General features: G+C 62.5%; 15 protein-coding genes. 11 read left to right on the top strand and 4 right to left on the bottom strand.

Translation table 11 applies throughout. The annotated features are described in order from the left end of the window. The first annotated feature begins 36 nt into the window (after positions 1–36). On the top strand, positions 37–2,217 hold the full coding sequence (locus E4487_RS04865; RefSeq protein ID WP_175252823.1) for a bifunctional diguanylate cyclase/phosphodiesterase: 2,181 nt from the start codon (positions 37–39) through the stop codon (positions 2,215–2,217). 247 nt (positions 2,218–2,464) lie between these two features. Here the strand turns inward: E4487_RS04865 and E4487_RS04860 are convergent, their stop codons facing one another. Both E4487_RS04860 and E4487_RS04855 read right to left on the bottom strand, forming a co-directional pair. Continuing rightward, positions 2,465–3,244 (bottom strand): hydroxypyruvate isomerase family protein, encoded by a 780-nt coding sequence (locus E4487_RS04860; RefSeq protein ID WP_175252822.1) that lies wholly within the window; start codon positions 3,242–3,244, stop codon positions 2,465–2,467. Then, on the bottom strand, positions 3,241–4,131 hold the full coding sequence (locus E4487_RS04855) for an NAD(P)-dependent oxidoreductase (protein ID WP_175252821.1): 891 nt from the start codon (positions 4,129–4,131) through the stop codon (positions 3,241–3,243). The genes E4487_RS04860 and E4487_RS04855 overlap by 4 nt, the downstream gene beginning before the upstream one ends. Positions 4,132–4,260: 129 nt before the next feature. On the opposite strand from E4487_RS04855, the gene E4487_RS04850 reads away from it, so the two are divergent. The 10 genes from E4487_RS04850 (at position 4,261) to E4487_RS04805 (ending at position 17,407) form a co-directional block, all read left to right on the top strand. Continuing rightward, the gene (locus E4487_RS04850; RefSeq protein WP_047586185.1) at positions 4,261–5,112 is read left to right on the top strand and encodes a putative selenate ABC transporter substrate-binding protein; all 852 of its coding nucleotides are present in this window, start codon (positions 4,261–4,263) and stop codon (positions 5,110–5,112) included. Further along, positions 5,109–5,909, top strand: a complete 801-nt coding sequence (locus E4487_RS04845) for a phosphonate ABC transporter ATP-binding protein (protein WP_175252820.1) — start codon at positions 5,109–5,111, stop codon at positions 5,907–5,909. The genes E4487_RS04850 and E4487_RS04845 overlap by 4 nt, the downstream gene beginning before the upstream one ends. Then, the gene (locus E4487_RS04840) at positions 5,903–6,730 is read left to right on the top strand and encodes an ABC transporter permease (RefSeq protein ID WP_175252819.1); all 828 of its coding nucleotides are present in this window, start codon (positions 5,903–5,905) and stop codon (positions 6,728–6,730) included. Before E4487_RS04845 ends, E4487_RS04840 begins: the two co-directional genes overlap by 7 nt. After that, on the top strand, positions 6,727–7,491 hold the full coding sequence (gene phnE, locus E4487_RS04835) for a phosphonate ABC transporter, permease protein PhnE (RefSeq protein ID WP_134677125.1): 765 nt from the start codon (positions 6,727–6,729) through the stop codon (positions 7,489–7,491). Before E4487_RS04840 ends, phnE begins: the two co-directional genes overlap by 4 nt. Positions 7,492–7,634: 143 nt before the next feature. Next, positions 7,635–8,663 carry a diguanylate cyclase gene (locus tag E4487_RS04830; protein WP_152489340.1) on the top strand — a complete coding sequence of 343 codons (1,029 nt, stop codon included), beginning with the start codon at positions 7,635–7,637 and terminating at the stop codon, positions 8,661–8,663. Between the two features lie 116 nt (positions 8,664–8,779). After that, positions 8,780–9,397, top strand: coding sequence for a translesion DNA synthesis-associated protein ImuA (imuA, locus tag E4487_RS04825; protein WP_175252818.1), 618 nt, complete (start codon positions 8,780–8,782; stop codon positions 9,395–9,397). Positions 9,398–9,404: 7 nt separating this feature from the next. Continuing rightward, positions 9,405–10,814, top strand: a complete 1,410-nt coding sequence (locus E4487_RS04820; RefSeq protein ID WP_175252817.1) for a DNA polymerase Y family protein — start codon at positions 9,405–9,407, stop codon at positions 10,812–10,814. Beyond that, on the top strand, positions 10,811–13,879 hold the full coding sequence (locus tag E4487_RS04815; protein ID WP_175252816.1) for an error-prone DNA polymerase: 3,069 nt from the start codon (positions 10,811–10,813) through the stop codon (positions 13,877–13,879). The genes E4487_RS04820 and E4487_RS04815 overlap by 4 nt, the downstream gene beginning before the upstream one ends. Before the next feature lie 610 nt (positions 13,880–14,489). Then, on the top strand, positions 14,490–15,383 hold the full coding sequence (locus E4487_RS04810; RefSeq protein WP_175252815.1) for a hypothetical protein: 894 nt from the start codon (positions 14,490–14,492) through the stop codon (positions 15,381–15,383). Positions 15,384–15,664: 281 nt separating this feature from the next. Further along, positions 15,665–17,407 carry an ATP-dependent endonuclease gene (locus E4487_RS04805; protein ID WP_175252814.1) on the top strand — a complete coding sequence of 581 codons (1,743 nt, stop codon included), beginning with the start codon at positions 15,665–15,667 and terminating at the stop codon, positions 17,405–17,407. A gap of 429 nt (positions 17,408–17,836) precedes the next feature. On the opposite strand, the gene E4487_RS04800 is transcribed toward E4487_RS04805, so the two are convergent. Together E4487_RS04800 and E4487_RS04795 are read right to left on the bottom strand one after the other, a co-directional pair. Next, positions 17,837–18,538 carry a hypothetical protein gene (locus E4487_RS04800; protein WP_175252813.1) on the bottom strand — a complete coding sequence of 234 codons (702 nt, stop codon included), beginning with the start codon at positions 18,536–18,538 and terminating at the stop codon, positions 17,837–17,839. 325 nt (positions 18,539–18,863) lie between these two features. Continuing rightward, a complete protein-coding gene (locus tag E4487_RS04795; protein ID WP_175252812.1) occupies positions 18,864–20,534 on the bottom strand; it encodes an alkaline phosphatase D family protein in 1,671 nt (556 codons plus the stop codon). Positions 20,535–20,664 lie beyond the last annotated feature (130 nt).

The raw sequence follows: 20,664 nt of genomic DNA, 5'->3' as shown, positions 1-20,664 counted from the left end.
ACCGGGCACGCATACCGCAGGCAAGCGGGGGTGGTAATGGAAGGACTCTCGATCAGGTTCCTCAGTGACCTGCCCGTTCAGGGGCAGCTCCTGCTGGACTGCAGCCATGACCCCTGGCTGGTGCTGCTGTCGTACGCCATCGCCACCATCGGCAGCCTCAGCACGCTGACCATCACCAAGCACCTGGAGCAGGTTCACAGGCGCAGCATGCGCCTGATCTGGGGCCTGGTCGGCGGGCTGTGCCTGGCGGGCGGCATCTGGTCCATGCACTTCATCGGCATGCTGGCGTTCCAGGCCCCGGTGGTCATTCACTACCACCTGGCCACCACCGCACTGTCACTGCTGGTGGCGCTGGCCGCCGCCCTGCTCGCGCTCTACTGCATGAGCATGGCGCAGGCCGGCCTGGGCCGGCAGTTGCTGGCGGCCCTGATCATCGGCCTGGGCATCACTGCCATGCACTACAGCGGCATGGCCGCCATCCGCTCGCCGGCGCACGCCTATTACCATGGCGGCCTGTTCAGCCTGTCCATCCTCATCGCCATCAGCGCCAGCTTCGCGGCGCTGCTGATCGACCGCTACGTGCGTGTCGGCTCGCCCAGACAACAGCGCTGGATGCGCTGTTGCGCTGCCCTGGTGATGGGCGCGGCCATCGCCGCCATGCACTACACCGGCATGGCGGCGCTCAACCTCGTGGTGCCGGATGGCACGCCCCTGCAGTTGCGCAGTGCCGACAACAGCCTGCAGCTGGGGCTGATCGTCGCCTCGATCACCCTGCTGATCCTGGGCCTGAGCCTGGCGGCCGCGTGGATCGGGCACAAGCTGGATGACAAGGACCGTGACCTGCAACGGGTGAACAGCCTGCTGGTGCAGCTCGACCAGGCCAAGGCTTCGCTGGAACAGGTGGCGCACTACGACCCCCTGACCGAGCTGCTCAACCGCCGAGGCTTCAACCGGGTCTTCGCCGCCGCCCTCGAGGAGCATGCGGTGACCAACCGCAGCCTGGCGGTGATGTTCCTCGACGTCGATCACTTCAAGCGCATCAACGACAGCCTCGGCCACGACGCCGGTGACGAGCTGCTGCGCATGGTCGCGCAGCGCATCCGCCTGGCGCTGCGCGAGCGTGACATCATCGCCCGCTTCGGCGGCGACGAATTCTGCGTGGTCGCCAGCCTCGACAGCAATGCCGACCCGCGTGCCCTGGCCAATCGCATGCTGGAGCAGATGAAAGAGCCGATCAGCCTGGCCGGGCGCAAGATCGTGATGACCACCAGCGTCGGCATCAGCCTGTTCCCGCAGGACGGCAGCAATGCCGACGAGCTGCTCAAGCATGCCGACCTGGCGCTGTACCAGTCCAAGGGCAGCGGTCGCAACGTGGTGCACTTCTTCAACCCGCACCTCAAGCAGAAGGCCTCCTTCGAGCTGCAACTGGAGGAAGACCTGCGCCTGGCCCTGCAGCAGGACAGCGGCCTGCTGCTCTACTACCAGCCGATCATCGACCTGCGCAGTGGCGCGCTGAGCAAGCTGGAAGCGCTGGTGCGCTGGCACCACCCGCAGCACGGCCTGCTCACGCCGGACCGCTTCATCGCCATCGCCGAAGCCAATGGCTTCATCGACCTGCTCGACCACTGGGTGTTGCGCAGCGCCTGCCTGGACCTCAACAACCTCGAGCACATGGGGTATTCCGGCCTGAAGATCGCGGTCAACTGCTCGGCACTCAACCTGGGCACCGACCAGTTGCCTGGCCGCATCGAACAGCTGCTGCGTTCGACTCACTGCCCGGCCCATTGCCTGGAACTGGAGGTCACCGAGAGCGCGCTGCTGAGCAACATCAACCGAGCCATCGGCCTGCTGGAAAGCATCCGGGCGCTGGGCTTGAGCCTGTCCATCGACGACTTCGGCACCGGCTATTCATCCCTTGCCTACCTGCGCCGCCTGCCGCTGGACACGCTGAAGATCGATCGTTCGTTCATCCAGGACGTGGTCAACTCCAGCCCGGACCGCGAGATAGTCCACGCCATCATCGCCATGGCCCACGCCCTGCATCTGAAAGTGGTCGCCGAAGGCGTGGAGACCGTCGAACAACTGGCCTTCCTGCAGGAACGCGGCTGCGATCAGGTGCAGGGCTACCTGTTCAGCAAACCGGTGCCGCTGGCCGAGATCATCTCGCTGTTCCCGCCACACTATCGGCCGCTGGAGCGGGTAGCGAGCGGCTCCTGAGCCCTCACGCCCTGAGCAGACGCTCGCCGCTGAAGCGCCTCCCACAAGCAGCCATGCAAACCCCGTAGGAGCGGCTTCAGCCGCGAAACGTACACCTCACGCCAGCGAACGTAGGGTGGATCACGCTTCACCGATCCACCGTTGCGGTGGACGTGAAAAGCGACGTCCACCCTACATTCCCGGATTTCATCTGGGCTACGGGGCGGGTCGTAGGAGCGGCTTCAGCCGCGATCCAGGCAGCTCACACTCAAGCCCTGAACGCCGGCAACCAGCTCAGGCTGGCCTGCGTACCCGCTTCTCCCGGCTTGTACTCGGCGCCCAGCCAGCCGTCATAGCCGCTGTCACGCAGCGCGCTCAGCAACGGCGGGAAGGCCAGCTCCCCGGTCCCCGGCGCCCCCCGCCCCGGCACATCGGCGAACTGCACATGGCCGACACGCCCGGCCAGCAGGCGCACACCGGCGGCGACGTCCAGCCCCTGCCGGGCCATGTGGTAGAGGTCGTACTGCGCCGCCAGATTGGGGTGATCCACCGCGCGCAGCAGCTCATCCAGGTGCTCCGGCGTGTTGATCAGGAAGCCCGGCATGTCGATGGGGTTGATCGCCTCCACCAGCACCCGGATGCCCAGCACGGCGAATGCCTCGGCACTCTTGCGCAGGTTGGCGGCCAGGCAGTCCAGCGCCTGCTCGCGGCTCACGCCCTCGGCCAGGCGCCCCGGCAGCACGTTGACGCACGCCGGGCGGACCATGGCCGCGTAGCTCAGCGCCTCCTGCAGGGCGGCGTCGAACTCGGTCTGGCGCACGGGCACGCCGGCCAGGCCCGGGCCGCCGCTCATCAGATCGCCTGCAGGAACGTTGATCAGCAGCAGCGGCAAGCCGCTGAGCGCCAGCACCTCTTTCAGGGCGATGCCAGGCAGTTCGTAGGGAAACTGGATTTCCACGCCGTCGAACCCTTCACGCATCGCCGCCAGCACACGCTCGCGCAGCGGCAACTCGGTGAACAACATGGACAGGTTGGCGGCGATCTTCATGGGCATTGCTCCCGCAGCAGCTCCACCAGCGTGGCCGGGTCGCGCTCGAGAAAGCCCTGGCTGCCGTGCAGGCGCATCAGCTGCGCCGCCAGGCCGCTCATGGGCGTGGCGCCGCCCTGCTCGCGCGACAGCTTCACCGCCGTGTCGAGATCCTTGAGCAACGTGCGCACGTGCCACTTGATCGGTTCGAACTGGCTGGCCGCCATCTGCGGCGCCAGGATCTGCAGCGGCTTGGAATCGGCGAAACCGCCCGCCAGGGCCGGCGCGATCTGGCTGGCGTCGACCCCGGAGCGTTCGGCCAGCGCCACCACCTCGGCGATCACCAGCGCGTTGCAGGCCACGATCATCTGGTTGCACACCTTGGTCACCTGCCCGGCACCGACGTCGCCCATGCGCGTCAGGCGCTGGCCCAGGTGTGCCAGGATCGGCCGCACCCGCTCCACGTCCTCGTCGCGACCACCGGCCATGATCGCCAGGCTACCGGCCTCGGCGCCAGGCGTGCCGCCGGACACCGGCGCGTCGACCCAGCGCATGCCGCTGCGCGCCTCCAGCTCGGCGGCCATCTCCCGCGTGGCGGCCGGGTCCAGGCTGGAGAAGTCCACCAGCAGCTGGCCCGGGCGCGCGCTCTCGACTATCCCGCCGGGGCCGAACACCACCTCGCGCACCACCTCGGTATTGGCCAGGCAGAGCATCACCACGCTGGCATCGCGGCACAGCTCCGCCGGGTTCTCCACGCGATGCGCCCCCAGCTCCAGCAGCGGCGCGCATTTGTCCGGCGAGCGGTTCCACAGGGTCAGCGGGTAGCCGGCAGCGAGCAGGCGGCGGGTCATCGGCAGGCCCATCAGGCCAATGCCGGCAAAAGCCAGGGCGGGCAGCGTTGCAGTCATCGATCAACTCCAGGCAGTTCGTATCCAGCGCGCATCTTAACCCCGCAGTCAGCGCGCGCGTGCTGCAAGCGCGTCGTTCGGCCACTATACTGCGCACGCCTTCCCCGCTATTGAACCGGAGAATCCGTCATGTTCAAGCAAACCCTGGCACTCGCCGCCGGCATCGCTCTGTCCGTATCTGCAGTATTCGCGCACGCCGCCGACGTCCTCAAGGTCTCGGCCATCCCCGACGAAGCCCCCACCGAGCTGCTGCGCAAGTTCAAGCCGCTGGGTGCCTACCTGGAGCAGGAGCTGGGCATGAAGGTGGAGTTCGTGCCGGTGGCCGACTACGCCGCCGTGGTCGAAGCGCTGGCGGCCGACCGCATCGACATGGCCTGGCTGGGTGGCTTCACCTTCGTCCAGGCGCGCCTGAAAACCGGGAACGCCGTGCCGCTGGTACAGCGTGAACAGGATGCCGAGTTCACCAGCAAGTTCATCACCTCCGACCCGGCGGTGAAATCGCTGCAGGACCTCAAGGGCAAGACCTTCGCCTTCGGTTCCGTGTCCTCCACCTCCGGCAGCCTGATGCCGCGCTACTTCATGCTGCAGGACGGCATCAAGCCGGAAGACTTCTTCAGCCGCGTGGCCTACTCCGGCGCCCACGACGCCACCGCTGCCTGGGTCCAGGCCGGCAAGGCCGACGCGGGCGTGCTCAACGCCTCGGTGTGGCAGAAGCTGGTCGACGCCGGCAAGGTCGACACCGACAAGGTCAAGGTCTTCGCCACCACCCCGACCTACTACGACTACAACTGGACCGTGCGCGGCAACCTCGACGCCGACCTGCAGGCGAAGATCAAGGCCGCCTTCCTCGCCCTCGACCCGGCCAAGCCGGAGCAGAAGGCGATTCTCGACCTGCAGGCTGCCAGCCGCTTCATCGAGACCCAGCCCGCCAACTACGAAGGCATCGAAGAGGCCGCTCGCGCCGCCGGCCTGTTGAAGTGAGTGTCACGCTGCGTGGCGTGGGCCTGGCCCACGCCAACGGCAAGGTCGCGCTCGAGGCCATCGATCTGCACATCGCCCCCGGCGAACGGGTGGCCATCATCGGCCCCTCCGGGGCCGGCAAGACCACCCTGCTGCGCCTGCTGGCCACCAGCCTGCAACCCACGCGCGGCACGCTCGACCTGCTGCAACACGACCCCTGGCGCCTGGCTGCCGGCCAGCGCCAGCGCCTGCGTGCGCGCATCGGCCTGATCCACCAGGCGCCGCCGCTGCCACCGCGCCAGCGCGTGGTCACCGCCGTGCTGGCTGGCAAGCTCGGCCAGTGGCCCCTGGCCAAGGGCCTGCTCAACCTGCTCTACCCGCTGGATGCCTCCGGCGCCCAGACGGCCCTGGCGCGCCTGGACATCGCCGACAAGCTCTACCAACGCTGCGACCAGCTCTCCGGTGGCCAGCTGCAGCGCGTCGGCATCGCCCGCGTGCTGTACCAGGCGCCGGAGCTGATCCTCGCCGACGAGCCTGTCTCGGCCATGGACCCGGTGCTGGCCGGGCACACCCTGGCCGTGCTCAACCGCGAGGCCGCCGAGCGCGGCATGACCCTGCTCGCCAGCCTGCATGCCGTCGACCTGGCCCTGGCGCACTTCCCACGGGTGATCGGCATTCGCGACGGACGCATCGCCTTCGACCTGCCGGCCGCCGACGTGCAGCCCGCACAGTTGCAGGCGCTGTACGCCAACGAGCAACTGCAAGCCTCGCCCAGCCTGCCCGTGCAGGTGCAGCCGGTGCACATCCCGCGATGCTGACAACCGCCCCACGCGACCCCGCCGCCCTGCCACGGTTGCTGATCACGCTACTGGCGCTGCTCCTGCTGTGGCCGGGCATCGACCTCAGCGAGCTGAACCTGGCCGTGCTGGTGGCGGGCGACAACACCCGCGCCATGGGCAACTTCCTCGCCGGCTTCTGGCCGCCCGCGCATGATGCCGAGTTCCTCGCCCTGCTCGGCCGCGCCACCCTGGAAACCCTGGCCATCGCCACCGCCGGCATGAGCCTGGCACTGCTGATCGCCATTCCCGCCTCGCTGCTGGCCAGCCGCGCGCTGTCGCTGTCGGCGCTGCACCGTGGCGGCCGCCCGGCCTGGTGGGCCCGCCTGGCGCGCTGGCCGGTGCGCGGTTTGCTGATCTTCCTGCGCAGCGTGCCGGAGATCGTCTGGGCGCTGCTGTTCGTGCGTGCCGTCGGCCTCGGCCCCACCGCCGGGGTGCTGGCCATCGCCATCACCTACGCCGGCATGCTCGGCAAGGTCTACGCGGAAATCTTCGAGTCGGTCGATACCCGCCCCGCCCGCGCCCTGCTCGGCGCCGGCAGCAGCCGCCTGGCGGCCTTCGCCTATGGCGTGCTGCCCAATGCCGCTGGCGAGATGCTCTCCTACACCGTGTACCGCTGGGAGTGCGCGATTCGCGCCTCGGTGGTGATGGGCTTCGTCGGCGCCGGCGGCCTGGGCCAGCAGATCGACCTGTCGCTGCGCATGTTCGCGGGCGGCGAAGTGGCCAGCATGCTGCTCACCTTCCTGCTGCTGGTGCTGCTCGCCGACCAGCTCAGCCGCCTGCTGCGCGCGAGGCTGACATGAGAAGCGGCAACCTGATCCTGCTCCTCGCCCTTCTCGGCGCGGTGGTTGCGTCATTCGTCTACCTGGGCATCGACCTCGGCGCGCTGGTGGCCGGCGACAGCCTGGCGCAGATGGGCCAGTACGCCAGTGGCTTCCTGCATCCGGACTTCTCCGCCGCGCACCTGCAGGCCATTGGCCGTGGCGCGCTGGAAACCCTGGCCATGTCCGCCATCGGCACCCTGCTCGCCGCCCTGCTCGGCCTGGCCCTGGCCCTGCCGGCTGCCGGGCGCTTCGGCGGCCTTGCCCTGCACGCCACGCGCCTGCTGCTCAACGCCCTGCGCGCCATTCCCGAGCTGGTGTGGGCGGCGCTGATGGTGCTGGCCGCCGGCCTCGGCCCCAATGCCGGCACCCTGGCCCTGGCCCTGCACACCGCCGGCGTGCTTGGCCGGCTGTTCGCCGAAGCGCTGGAAAACACCCCGCGCGAGCCCGCCGACGCCATCCGCGAGAACGGCGGCGGCCGCCTGCTCGCCTTCTGCTACGGCACCCTGCCGGGGGTCTGGCCGCAACTGGTGGCCTACAGCCTGTACCGCTGGGAGAACAACATCCGCATGGCCAGCGTGCTCGGCTTCGTTGGCGCCGGCGGCCTGGGGCAGATGCTCTACATGTCCCTCAGCCTGTTCCAGGAGGCCCAGGCGGCCACGGTGATTCTCGCCATGTTGCTGCTGGTGCTGGCGGTCGATGCACTGAGCGGCTGGGCACGCCAGCGCTGGGTCAGCGCCTGAACGCCACATCGCGCACATGGCCGAATGCCACTGGACGTACGACGAGCGGCCTCGTAATGTGGCCCGGCACGGCGACGGCGTCGCCGCGCTGACCCGACGCCTGTGCGCCGGGCGCTCCAGCAACGGCCAGGAAGCCTTCAGCGATGCCCTCAGACAACCCTCATAAACGCGAGGCCCGCCCCGAGTTCTGGCAACTGTCCATGCGCTGCTGCCAGCTGGCGGCCTGCGTGGACGTCGCCTTCCTGTTCATCTTCCTCGGCCTCGGCTCCCCGATCCTCGGCTGGGTGAACGTGATCAGCGTGGCCATGTACGTCTACGCCTATCGCGCCTTCAAGCAGCGGCGCAACCGCCTGGCGGTGATGCTGATCCGCATCGAAGTGCTGGTGCATGCGGGGCTGGGCACGCTGATGGTCGGCTGGGAGAGTGGCTTTCACTACTACCTGCTGATGTTCATCCCGGCGCTGTTCGTCAGCATGCGGGCACGCAGCGCCTGGATACTCGCCATCTGCCTGTGGGCCTACTACGTGGGGCTGGACGTCCTGATGTGGTACCTGCCACCGCTGCAGCCGATCTCGTCGAACGCCCTGCTGGCCGTGCATGTCTTCAACCTGACGGTGGTGTTCTGCATGTTCAGCTACCTGGCGCTGTTCTACGTGGTCACCGTGACCCGCGCGCACAAGAAGCTGGCACGCATGGCCACCACCGACCCGCTGACCGGACTGTTCAACCGCCGCCACCTGATCAGCCTGGCCGAGAAGGTGCAGCAGCCGGCCGAGATGACCCTGATGCTGATGGACATCGACCACTTCAAGGCGATCAACGACGCCTACGGGCACGACATGGGCGACCAGGTACTCAAAGCCGTGAGCCGCGTGCTCAAGGACTCGATGCGCGAGCAGGACTTCATCGGTCGCTGGGGAGGCGAGGAATTCCTCGCGCTGCTGCCGCACACCGACCTGGACCAGGCAGCGGCCAGCGCCGAGCGCATTCGCGAGGCCGTCCAGGCGCTGCGGATCGACGGCAACGGCAGCCACATCGGCGTAACCCTGTCGATCGGCATCAGCCAGCACCACGCCGGGCAATCGCTCAGCCACAGCATCGCCCGCGCGGATGCCGCGCTCTACGAAGGCAAGTCGGCCGGACGCAACCGGGTCGAGCGGGCGCCCTCCTGAGTCCGCGAGCGGCGCCCCCGGGCAGCGAGCTGCACGCTTCATCGCCCGCGACTTGACCCTGGCCAGCCGGCAGCAAATACTGTTCATCCATACAGTATTCTTGGTGCATTACCCGCATGTCATCCGTGGTCGCTCTCGATCGCCTGCTCGATGCCCGCCGTGTCTGGCGCGGGCAGGTCGTCTCCGCCCCTTCACCGTCCAATCCGTCGACGGGCCATGCCATGCTGGATGCCGCACTCCCGGGTGGCGGCTGGCCGGCTGCGGCGCTCAGCGAAGTGCTGACGGCCGCCACCGGCATCGGCGAACTGCGCCTGCTGTGGCCGACCCTGGCGCGCCTCACCCAGGCGAATGAGCGCGTGGTGCTGGTGGCTCCGCCCCACCTGCCCTATCCCCAGGCCTGGCAGGATGCCGGCATCGACCTGCGCTACCTGAGCATCATCCGCGCCCAGGCACGCGATGCCCTCTGGGCCGCCGAGCAGTGCCTGCGCTCGGGCAGTTGCGGCGCCGTGCTGTGCTGGCTGCGCCAGGCCGACGACCGCGCGCTGCGCCGCCTGCAGGTGGCCGCCGCGACCGGGCAGACCCTGGCCTTTGCCTATCGCCCGCTCGAGGAAGCCGCAAACCCTTCGCCAGCGGCGCTGCGCCTGGCCGTGGAGAGCCAGCCGGCGCGCATTCGCGTGCTCAAGTGCCGTGGCGGCCTCGCCCCTGCACGCCCCATCGCCGCCCCCTGGCACTGAGGCGCACATGCTCTGGGCCTGCATCCTGCTGCCGCAACTGGCCATGGACGGCGTGCTGCGCCAGCGCAGCGACAGCGAGACGCCACTGGCGCTGCTCAGCGGTTCGCCTCAGCGCCGCGTGCTGCAGGCCGTCAACCCGGCCGCACGTGCGCTCGGCCTGAAACCGGGCCTGTCGCTGACCGCCGCGCAGGCCCTGACGCACGACTTCGCCACCTGCGAATACGACGTCGGGCAGATCGAACGCTGGCACCGCTTCCTGGCGGCCTGGGCCTATGGTTTCAGTGCCCAGGTCAGCCTGCACTACCCACGCTGCCTGCTGCTGGAGGTGCAATCCAGCCTGGGTCTGTTTGGCCCCTGGCCATCCTTCGAGACGCGCCTGCGCACGGAGCTCGCCGCCCTGGGTTTTCAGCACCGCATCGCCGCCGCCCCTAACCCGGCGGCGGCACGCGTGCTGGTCAACGTCGGCGACGGTCTGCTGGCCAGCGATGCGCATGGCCTGCAGCAGCTGCTTGCCCCGCTGCCGGTGGATCGCCTCGGCCTGAGCGCCACCGCGAGCAGCGCCTTCAACCGCATGGGCCTGAGACAGCTGCGGCAACTCTGGGAACTGCCGCGCGCCAGCGTGGCCAGGCGCTTCCCGGCCGAGGTGCTGGCGCAGCTCGACACCCTGCTCGGGCAGCGCCCCCTGGCCCTGGAGTTCTACACACCGCCGGATGTCTTCGACACCCGCATCGAACTGAACTTCGAAGTGGCGTCGCACCAGGCCCTGCTCTTCCCGCTACGCCGCCTGACCGCTGACCTCGCCGCCTACCTGGCGGGCCGCGACAGTGGCGTGCAGCGCTTCACCCTGCACCTGGAACACCGCACCGGCAACGAAACCCGGGTGCAGATCGGCCTGCTCAGCGCCGAGCGCGACGCCGGCATGCTCTTCGAACTGACCCGTGGCCGGCTGGAACACCAGCAACTGCCCGCGCCGGTCCTGGCGGTGCGCCTGGTCGCACGCGAACTGCCCGCCTTCGCCCCGCAGCATCATCAGCTGTTCACTGAACGCCCGCAGCAGAACCAACCCTGGGAACAGCTGCGCGAACGCCTGCGTGCCCGACTCGGTGACGAGGCCGTACATGGCCTCGGCGCGCGTGCCGATCACCGCCCCGAACGCGCCTGGACGCAGGAACCAATCGCCGCAGCGCTGCCCGCCAGTGCGCCGCGCCCCGGCTGGCTGCTCGCCGAACCACAGGCACTGCAGGAGGCATCGCTGCGCATCCTCTGCGGCCCGGAGCGCATCGAATCCGGCTGGTGGGACGGCGACGACATACGCCGCGACTACTACGTCGTGGAGACCCGCAGCGGCCAGCGCGGCTGGGCCTTCCGCCCGGTCGGCAGCAGTGGCCCCCTGCAGTTGCACGGCTGGTTCGCATGAACGGCTACGCCGAACTGCATTGCCTGTCGAACTTCAGTTTCCAGCGCGGCGCCTCCAGCGCCCAGGAGCTGTTCGAGCGTGCTGCCCGCCTCGGCTACCGAGCCCTGGCGATCACCGACGAATGCACCCTGGCCGGCATCGTGCGCGCCTGGCAGGCGGCCAAGAAACAGAACGTGGCCTTGATCGTCGGCAGTGAAGTGCTGATCGAGGGTGGCCCCAAGCTGGTGCTGCTGGCCGAGAACCTGGCGGGTTATCAGGCCCTCTGCGGCTTGATAACCCGTGCCCGACGGCGGGCCGCGAAAGGCACCTACCGCCTGTTGCGCGAAGACTTCGAGGCCCCGCTCGATGGGCTGCTGGCGATCTGGCTGGAAGCCCAGGATGCCCAGCCCCTGCCCTGGCTGCGCAGCCGCTTCCGCGAACGTCTGTGGCTCGGCGTCGAACTGCACCGGGGCGCGGACGACAACGCTCGCCTGCAGCGACTGCTCGACCTGGCCCGTACCTGCGCCCTGCCCGCCGTGGCCTGCGGCGACGTACACATGCACGCCCGTGGCCGCCGCGCCCTGCAGGACTGCATGAGCGCCATCCGCCAGCACCTGCCCGTGGCCGACGCGGGCGCCTACCTGTTCGCCAACGGAGAACGCCACCTGCGCCGGCATGAGGAACTGGCCGAGCTGTACCCGGGCGCCCTGCTCGACGAGACCCTGCGCATCGCCGAACGCTGCCGCTTCGACCTCGGCCAACTGCAGTATCGCTACCCCCGCGAACTGGTGCCTGCGGGCCACGACGCCACCTCCTGGCTGCGCCACCTGGTCGAGCGCGGTGCCTGCTGGCGCTGGCCCAAGGCCGTGCCCGAACGGGCGCGCGCCCAGCTGGAACACGAACTGAGCCTGATCGCCGAGCTGCAGTACGAGAGCTACTTCCTCACCGTCCACGACATCGTCCAGTTCGCCCGCGAGCAGAGCATCCTCTGCCAGGGGCGCGGCTCGGCGGCCAACTCGGCAGTGTGCTTCGTGCTCGGCATCACCGAACTCGACCCCACCTGCAACCGGCTACTGTTCGAGCGCTTTCTCTCGCGCGAGCGCAACGAGCCGCCGGACATCGACGTGGACTTCGAGCACGAGCGCCGCGAGGAAGTCATCCAGTACGTGTTCCGCCGCTACGGCCGCACCCGCGCGGCGCTGACCGCCGTGGTCAACACCTACCACGGAGCCGGCGCGGTGCGCGACGTCGCCAAGGCGCTCGGCCTGCCACCCGACCAGGTCAACGCGCTGGCCGACTGCTGCGGTCGCTGGAGCAACGAACCACCCTCGGCCGAGCGCCTGCAGGAGGCCGGATTCGACCCGCACAACCCGCTGCTGCGCCGGGTGCTGGTGCTGACCGGTGAGCTGATCGGCTTTCCTCGTCACCTGTCGCAGCACCCCGGCGGTTTCGTGGTCTCCGAACACGCCCTCGACACCCTGGTGCCGGTGGAGAACGCCAGCATGGCCGAGCGCACCGTCATCCAGTGGGACAAGGACGACCTGGACCTGGTCGGCCTGCTCAAGGTCGACGTGCTCGCCCTCGGCATGCTCAGCGCCCTGCGCCGCTGCTTCGCCCTGATCGAGCGCTACCGTGGCACGCTCTGGACCCTGGCCACCCTGCCCGCCAACGACCCGGCCACCTACGCCATGATCAGCCGTGCGGACACCATCGGCGCCTTCCAGATCGAATCCCGCGCGCAGATGGCCATGCTCCCGCGCCTGCGCCCGCAGACCTTCTACGACCTGGTGATCCAGGTCGCCATCGTCCGCCCCGGGCCGATCCAGGGCGACATGGTTCATCCCTACCTGCGCCGCCGGAATGGCGAGGAACCCGTCGACTTCCCCTCGGCGGAATTGAAGCCGGTGTTCGAGCGCACCCTGGGCGTGCCGCTGTTCCAGGAACAGGTGATGGAACTGGCCATCGTCGCCGCCGACTACACGCCCGGCGAGGCCGACGAACTGCGCCGCAGCATGGCCGCCTGGAAGCGCCATGGCGGGCTCGAACCACACCGCCAGCGCCTGACCTCGCGCATGCTGGAAAAGGGCTACACGGTGGAGTTCACCGAACGCATCTTCAGGCAGATCGAAGGCTTCGGCAGCTATGGTTTTCCCGAATCCCACGCCGCCAGCTTCGCCCTCCTCGCCTACGCCAGCTGCTGGCTGAAATGCCACGAACCCGCCGCCTACGCCTGCGCCCTGGTCAACAGCTGGCCCATGGGCTTCTACAGCCCCGACCAGATACTGCAGGATGCTCGGCGCCACGGCATTCAGGTACGCCCGGTCGACGTCCGCCACAGCGACTGGGACTGCAGCCTCGAAGCCAGCGACGGCACGCAGCCGGCCATCCGCCTGGGGCTGCGGATGATTCGCGGCATGCGTGAAGAGGAAGCCCGACGGATCGAGACGGCCCGCCAGGCCGCCGCGTTCAGCGGCGTGGAAGACCTCTGCCGCCGCGCCCGCCTGGATGCCAGCGCCAGCGAACGCCTGGCCGATGCCGGCGCCCTGAGCGGCCTGGTCGGGCATCGCTACCAGGCCCGCTGGGCCGTCGCCGGCGTCGAGGAACAACTACCGCTGTTCGCCGGCATCGCCGCCCCCCAGGAAAGCGCGCTGAGCCTGCCCGAACCCACGGTGGGCGAGAACCTGCTCACCGACTACGACACCCTCGGCACCACCCTCGGCCCCCATCCCCTGGCCCTGCTGCGCGAAACGCTGCGCGCCGAGCGCTGCAAAAGCTCGCACGACCTGCAGGCGGTCGAACACGGCCGCGCCGTCAGCGTCGCCGGCCTGGTGATCGGCCGGCAACGACCGCAAACCGCCAGCGGCGTCATCTTCGTCACCCTCGAAGACGAGTTCGGCATGATCAACGTGGTCGTCTGGCACGACCTCGCCGAACGCCAACGCCGCGTACTCGTGCAGTCACAACTGCTGCGCATCGACGGCCACCTGGAAACGGTGGACGGCGTACGCCACCTCATCGCCGGCCGCCTGATCGACCTGACCCAGCTGCTGACCGGGCTGGATATACGGAGCCGGGATTTCAGGTAGTTGCAGTGGTTAGGAGGTTGGCTGCTTTCGGCCAAAAGCGGACGGTCTGGCCTTTAAATAAATACGTCCCTTTTTCCTTATGTCCTAATTTCCACGCACCGCAATCTATCGCAAGCATACGGTGAGAACCTACTTGTTAACGCCGCTTTGCCAGAGGGGCAAGCCGGGCGCTGATATCACCTTGACATACTCAAAACCTAGTCTATTACTCAACATATCCAGCCAGCCATCCAGTTATTCAAGGAAGAATTTCAGGTGAAACCCTTGCGTATATTACTTATCTCTATGCTTTGCGTCCTAGGCGGATGCACAGTTATCAATGTCTACAACAAAGGCGTTAAAGTTAGTAGTTACGCAGGACTCCCAATTTATTTATTAGAGCCAAGCAATGGGGCTGTATACTTCGATATCACTGGCATCGGGCTAATTACCAGCCCTGGCGGGGCATCTCTTGGATATGTCCAACAAATATACGCGCGAATTCCACTTGGCACATGTTCGGTTGTCATTTTTACAAACAGCCAAGCTCAGTCTGACGAGCTGATTGCTTATCTAGAAAAATCCAACATCGATCCCGATAAAATCTGCCTAACACATAGCAGGAACTGATATGAAAAATACTATATTCGTGTCATTGATCCTTATTGCCGGCTGTGCGCCTTTACAACAAGCACCATTAATGTATACATCCAAGCAAGTTTTTGGGGTGGATATCTCGGCCCCCACCACAGAATCTACTGGCGTAACTATGAACTTGGGCTTCAAGAACGTAGACGCTGCATATGTCCCCGTAGCTGTTTCGAAAAAGAGTGAGGATGGCGGAAAAGATATAATTCAGATTACCGCGTCCTATGGGAAAGGAGATGGGAAGGCTGAAGAAAAAGATGAGTCGGAAATACAAAGGATAAGAGTAGATAAACTTCGGGAGGCGCTTTCAAACGAGGCTGCAGCGGCCACAGCCTTGGCAACCATCAAGGCTGAAAATGATGCGATCAATGAATACAACACTAAGTTTGCCATTGACAAGGATCAAGCAAGGGTTTTTGTTGAAAATAGTAAGAGCTTCAGTCCGGTTACTGCTGAAAGGGTTAAGCAATCTGCTGAAGCTGGCAATCCAATTCCGGCAGACGTAATAAGCACAATGAAAGAAGCTCAAGGCGAAGCGCAGAAAAAATATGATCAAGCCAAAGGGGCTGTTCAGGGTGCCAAAGATGAATTAGCTGAGTCATTGTATGTGACCCGTCGCGACGCAATGTCTGTATATGGAAGTTTTGGATCTTCGACTGGAGGTAATTCTAGCTCAATAACCAACAAATTAGGCAAGATGTTCTCAACAGGCGTGGCGGCACAAAACTTAACCGAAGGAATAGCAGAGGAAGGCAGAGGGCTCGCGATAGGCCAATTTCTCGCGAACTGCATCAAGATTGCAGAGTTCATTGATAATGAACAAGAAAAGGAAAAATTCTCCGAGGACTGTGCGAAAGCCGCGATAGCTAAGAAATAGACACAGTGCCGCAATCGGCTACGAATGAAAGAGCAAGCAGGATTTCAACGCTAAGGTCCCGAAACTGTCGTTGCCTCTAGTTTTTTGACTGTTCCTGGGCAGGAGCGGTCATCCGGAATCCGTCCCATTGCGTGCTCTTTTCTCTAGCATTTCGCTATCGATTTCCACAGCTGAAAACAATCGCAATGATTGGAACATTGACGCTACACCGCGGCAAAGACACTACCTTCGCCTGAAGCTCTCTATTCTTGGATGCTCGAATTAAAATTACAGGTTTTTCTATGGCTAAGAAGTCAGCTATACCCGAAGTTGTTTCGCTACTTGACGAGGGCACCCCTCGTCCACGACTGCATAAACTCATCATTCAGAGCTTTCGATCAATCGGTTCAACTCCAGTTGAAATCGAACTGGATGACATAGTTGTGTTAGTTGGCGCCAATAACGCAGGAAAAAGTAGCATTTTACGAGCCTATGAAATCGTGATGTCTCACGGGTCGTCTGCCGGAAAACTGAACATCAACGACTTCCCAAATGGCGTAGTAGAGAGGGAAGCGCTTCCGACCATTGAGCTTCAAACCGTCGTGTTCAGTGATGCGCCGGGAGAACGCTGGCTTGGTGTCCAGGCCAACGGAGAATTCCTGATCCGCGAACGCTGGATCTGGGACAGTCCAACCAAAGATCCGGTGCGGCAGGGCTTCAATGTGCAGAAGGGGGATTGGGATGCCCAAGTGCCGTGGGGAGCTCCAAACGTGGCCAACGCCAAACGCCCACGCCCACATCGCATCGACGCGTTTGCTTCACCCGACGCTCAAGCAAATGAGATTATCAATCTAATCAGTTCCTTGCTTAAAGAGCGTGTTCAACAAATCAAGTCGAATCCCGCTCAAGCGTTATCTGACTACGAACTTGTGATTGAGAAGATCAAATTGCTCCAGACAAAAGCTGTGGAAGCAACTGAGGCAGAGGTTGCTTCCATCGAGTCTGAGATCACCAAGTATCTCGATCGCCTATTCCCGAACCATCATGTTAAGTTTGATGCCAAACCTGAGTTGGACATCGAAAAGGCCTACACCCCATTCAAAACCACTGCCGATCTGCTGATGGGCCCTAAAGATGGTTACCTGTCAGGCATTGCCAACCAAGGTAGTGGTGCTCGTCGAACCTTGCTCTGGGCAGCCTTGAAATACCTGTCGGAGGCGAAGGATCCCGAGGGTACAAGGCCGCACGTCTTGCTGCTGGATGAACCTGAGATTTGCCTTCATCCCTCGGCCATCCGGGAGGCCAGAGCAGTGCTTTACGATCTGCCTCAGACGGGCAACTGGCAGGTCATGATTACTTCGCACTCACCGATCTTCATCGATCTGTCCAAGGATAATACCACCATTGTTCGCGTGCACCGTGGCGAAGCTAACGAGGTGGAAAGTACAACCCTGTACAGACCTACCCGCGCCAAACTGGACGACGAGGATAAGAAAAACCTCAAGATGCTCAACGTGTGTGATCCCTACGTCAACGAGTTCTTCTTCGGCGGGCGGCAGATCATCGTTGAAGGCGATACCGAGTACACGGCCTTCTCCATCATCAGGGACATGTACGTTGACGAGTATAAGGACGTCCAGATCATCCGGGCTCGTGGCAAGGGGATTATCCCGTCCCTAGCGAAAGTCCTCCTGCAGTTCTCCAAGCAGTTTACGATCCTTCACGATACCGATTCTCCGCTCACGGCAGCAGGTAAAGGCAATCCAGCGTGGGGAATGAATAGAACTATCGCCTCCGTGCTAAAGCTCGACAACGCAGAAGGACGCGTCAGGCTTGTTGCGTGTCGTACCTGCTTTGAGACGGCATTGTTCGGAAAAGAGTCCAAGGACGAGAAGCCATATCGAGCTTTTGTCCGTATCCAAAACGATGCAGAATCTGCTGAGAAGGTGAAGGCGCTATTGGATTATCTGCTAGACGCCTCTAAACCAAAACCGGTTAATTGCCTTGAGTGGACAGAGATTGAAGAGTTGGATGAGGTCGGCTAGAGCGTCCTGAGGGGGCGCCGACGGGGATGAAATCTATTCCACGTTTATCATTCCGGGAAGCACCGTACCGGGGCCGAAGTTTTTGAAGCGTGGTTTTCGCTAGCGGTTCTGAAAGAATCGAACTGGACCAGGATATTCCCGGTCGTCGTATTCAAGATATAGTCTTGTTTTGATAAAATCGAGTATTGAGGCGAGGCTTAACGTCGCATCCTATGCGCGGCCCTATTGAGGCGACTAACTCTTCCACCGAACATTGAACGCCTGCTTACCGCGACGATGACCGGCCTTTGGGGTAGAGTGCCGCCGGTCACGGAGGTGGAAATCAACCTCCATCGCCCCCTCAGCATCAATATCGTGGCTTGTTCCCAATTGCTTATCATGGCGGCTACGTTCAAGTTTTAACAGCGCTCTTCGACTCCCAATTATTTGTCAACCAGAACTACCCCAGCTAGGGTCAAGAACTTCGGCTTCGAGCTCGTTTATTTTTCTCACTTGATCTCGACTTTGAAAATTTGAGGACTCCCGGATGCCTCTAAGTAAATTGAGGAGCCAGTTTCGTTCAAACTCCAGTCCAATATTTCTATTTTCTATTGTGGCCCTGCCAACCAAAGCGATAAGTCTCTGTATATCATCATGATTATTTAATGCAAACTTCAAACACTCAAGGGAGACCTGACTCTTGAAGCCATAACGGTCACGAATAATATTTGCTAAAAGGTGCACATCCCTTTCAGACCTTGGAGCGGTCGATGTAGCGTTCGGCCACGGGAGCTCCAGCAAAATATCTCGAGCATATCTTCTAGTAGAAACCGGAAGTTCGTCACTTTCAAGTATAACCCTTGTTACTAAAGTACCAGCCACATCCTTATTTATACTTATAATGTCCAGCGCTAGACTTTCGTTTTTCATTGCCACAAACATCGAATAGCCGATCGCCCGAACCGACTCCTTTTCAGATGTGATCAAATCCCCAACGCTCCCAATCAGCTCTATCTGCGAAACCTCAATCCTTCGCAAATCGTTTAAATACGTAAAAAATGTTGCGACACCTGCTATCAACCCGCCAACTATTAGTGGCGTAAGCTTCTCTACAACCTCAATTTTGCTATATTTATTCCCAGGGGTCGTCATGATTATATCTCTCTGTATTTGAAGCTATAGATACCGATGGTGATCGGGACAAGGGTAAATGTTCTGAAGTCATAAATTGAATGTTGCATCAGGTATTTTCCTGTACTTGCGTTGCCTAGCTTGCATTTGGTCAGTATCGCTGTGGTCGGATAGTCAGGGGCGCAGGACAGCTGCGACAACCGAAGCCTTCGGGAGGTACTGAACCGCCTCTGATTCGAACACAACAGTGCCAGGAGCTAAACAATCGGGGACACAGGCGTTGCTAGTTGATGTACGCTAATGAGTGGCCGCTGGCCTCATGGATGAACTCAACGGCCACCAGCTCTCACGGATACAGGATGTGCACTCGCTTCAACTTGATCACCGCATTATCAATTTCGCCAGATTTACCATAGAGGTCCCAGAATAGCTGTGGCTTTCCGTTGACCTTTTGATATTTCATCAAACTGAAATTCCGCCCCGGAAATACGTCGCCGAGCCGCTCATAGTCAATATCCAGATCCGAATTGGAAAGTTTTCCGCGATTCTTGACGATAAGTTTCAGTAACCCCCCAGGTGTCTTGGCATAAGTTATGGCACTCGATGTGATTTGATAGAGACGCGCGCCCGGGTACTGTCGACAGAAAAGCGAGAACGATGCGCCGACATGGACATCACCACTGAGAAAGACCACTGGTTTTCCGGTGTTTTGTGACAATGTGAAGCACCCTTTCAGCAAGCGATTCCGCTCATGCTGGTTGCTGTAGTGATCCCACTCGTCCCGAAGGTCGTCAGCCAGGCCCAAGGCGTTGATATCAGCGACGTTGACGATATAGTCGTTGGCATGAATGACAGGTACCGGTGATACTAGGAAGAAGGCATCCTCGTTATTGTCAGGTCCGCTTAACCAGCTCGTGAGACGTGCCCACTGGTCATCACCAAGAACAGGGTTATAGGCAGGATTGGCTTTCTGTGCCGGGTCGTATCGACGATGCCCGCGCATGTCCATGACAAAGAAAGACAGCGGTCCCCAACGAAACGTGTAGTCCCACTGGCAGTCTTCTGCCTTGGGACCGAATGGCGTGTGTGGATTGTGGGAATGCTGGTACTCGTAATAGACCTGCCGCGCGCAATAGAACATGTTACGGGCCAGGGTCAGATTGGTGGCTGTGTTCTGCCACTGAAATATCGTGTCCAGCTTGTCTGCTAATTCAGCATCAGTGTAAGAGCCCCATCCATCCATGATTTCGTGATCATCCCAAATCATGTAGTTGGGGTAGGAGCGATACACCTGCTTGGTCGAGTTAGCGCCCCAATATGAGCGATAAATGTCACGGTACCAGGAGAGCATGACATCTCGCTGTTTGCTGTCACTCAGTTGAGCTACCTCTTTGAGGTGCTTGACGAGCCAGCGCCAGATGTCAATGCTCTTGTCTCCATCGGTATAGACTTGGTCTCCGCCGCCAATCAGAAAGTCCGAGTCGTTGTCCTCTAGGACATCCGCAAACATGGACCACATGTCCATGTTGTAAGCATTGCCACCCTTAAAGGGCATGTGACAACTGTAGAAGCCAAAAACACAGCGCTCGACGTCGGCAGGCTGCGTGCAGAAGGATAGTTGTGCGTCCCGGCCAACCTCCCAACGCTCAGAGCGCTTTTTGAGCAGACTGAAAAGCCCGTAGTAATAGCGTGTCCCGGCCTTCAAGTTGTCGAGGTCTATCACACCGGTTACATCGGTACTGTATTTCAGTGAGATTTCATGCAACTCACCAATCACAGTCGTCAAACCTGTACTGTCCTCCACGCGTAATTGCTGGCCATGTATGTCGTAGGGTTGGCCGCTTTCTGGCAATGGATCAGCGGAGACAATCAGGTAGTAATCTCCCGGTGTATGGGCGCGCACCCAGATACGAGCGGTGTTGGTCGTGGTGTGGCCAACAATGGCCCCAGCAAACAATCTCGGCAGCGCAGAAGCGCGATCTTCCTTGTCATAGAACTTGAGATGATCATTGCTCATGAAAACCCTCCTGGTTTTTGGGTAGCTGAGCGAACAGGGAGACAGGTTCATTTATCGGGATGACTGCGCACTTCTCGCTGCAAACGACCGGCTATAAAAGGCTGGTCCAGGCCAATAGCGAATCGTATTG

The sequence above is a fragment of the Pseudomonas sp. BMW13 genome, from assembly GCF_013357275.1.
GTDB classification, from domain to species: domain Bacteria; phylum Pseudomonadota; class Gammaproteobacteria; order Pseudomonadales; family Pseudomonadaceae; genus Aquipseudomonas; species Aquipseudomonas khazarica.
The sequence above is the reverse complement of the archived record's forward strand: the minus strand, read 5'-3'. Positions and strand labels throughout refer to the sequence as shown.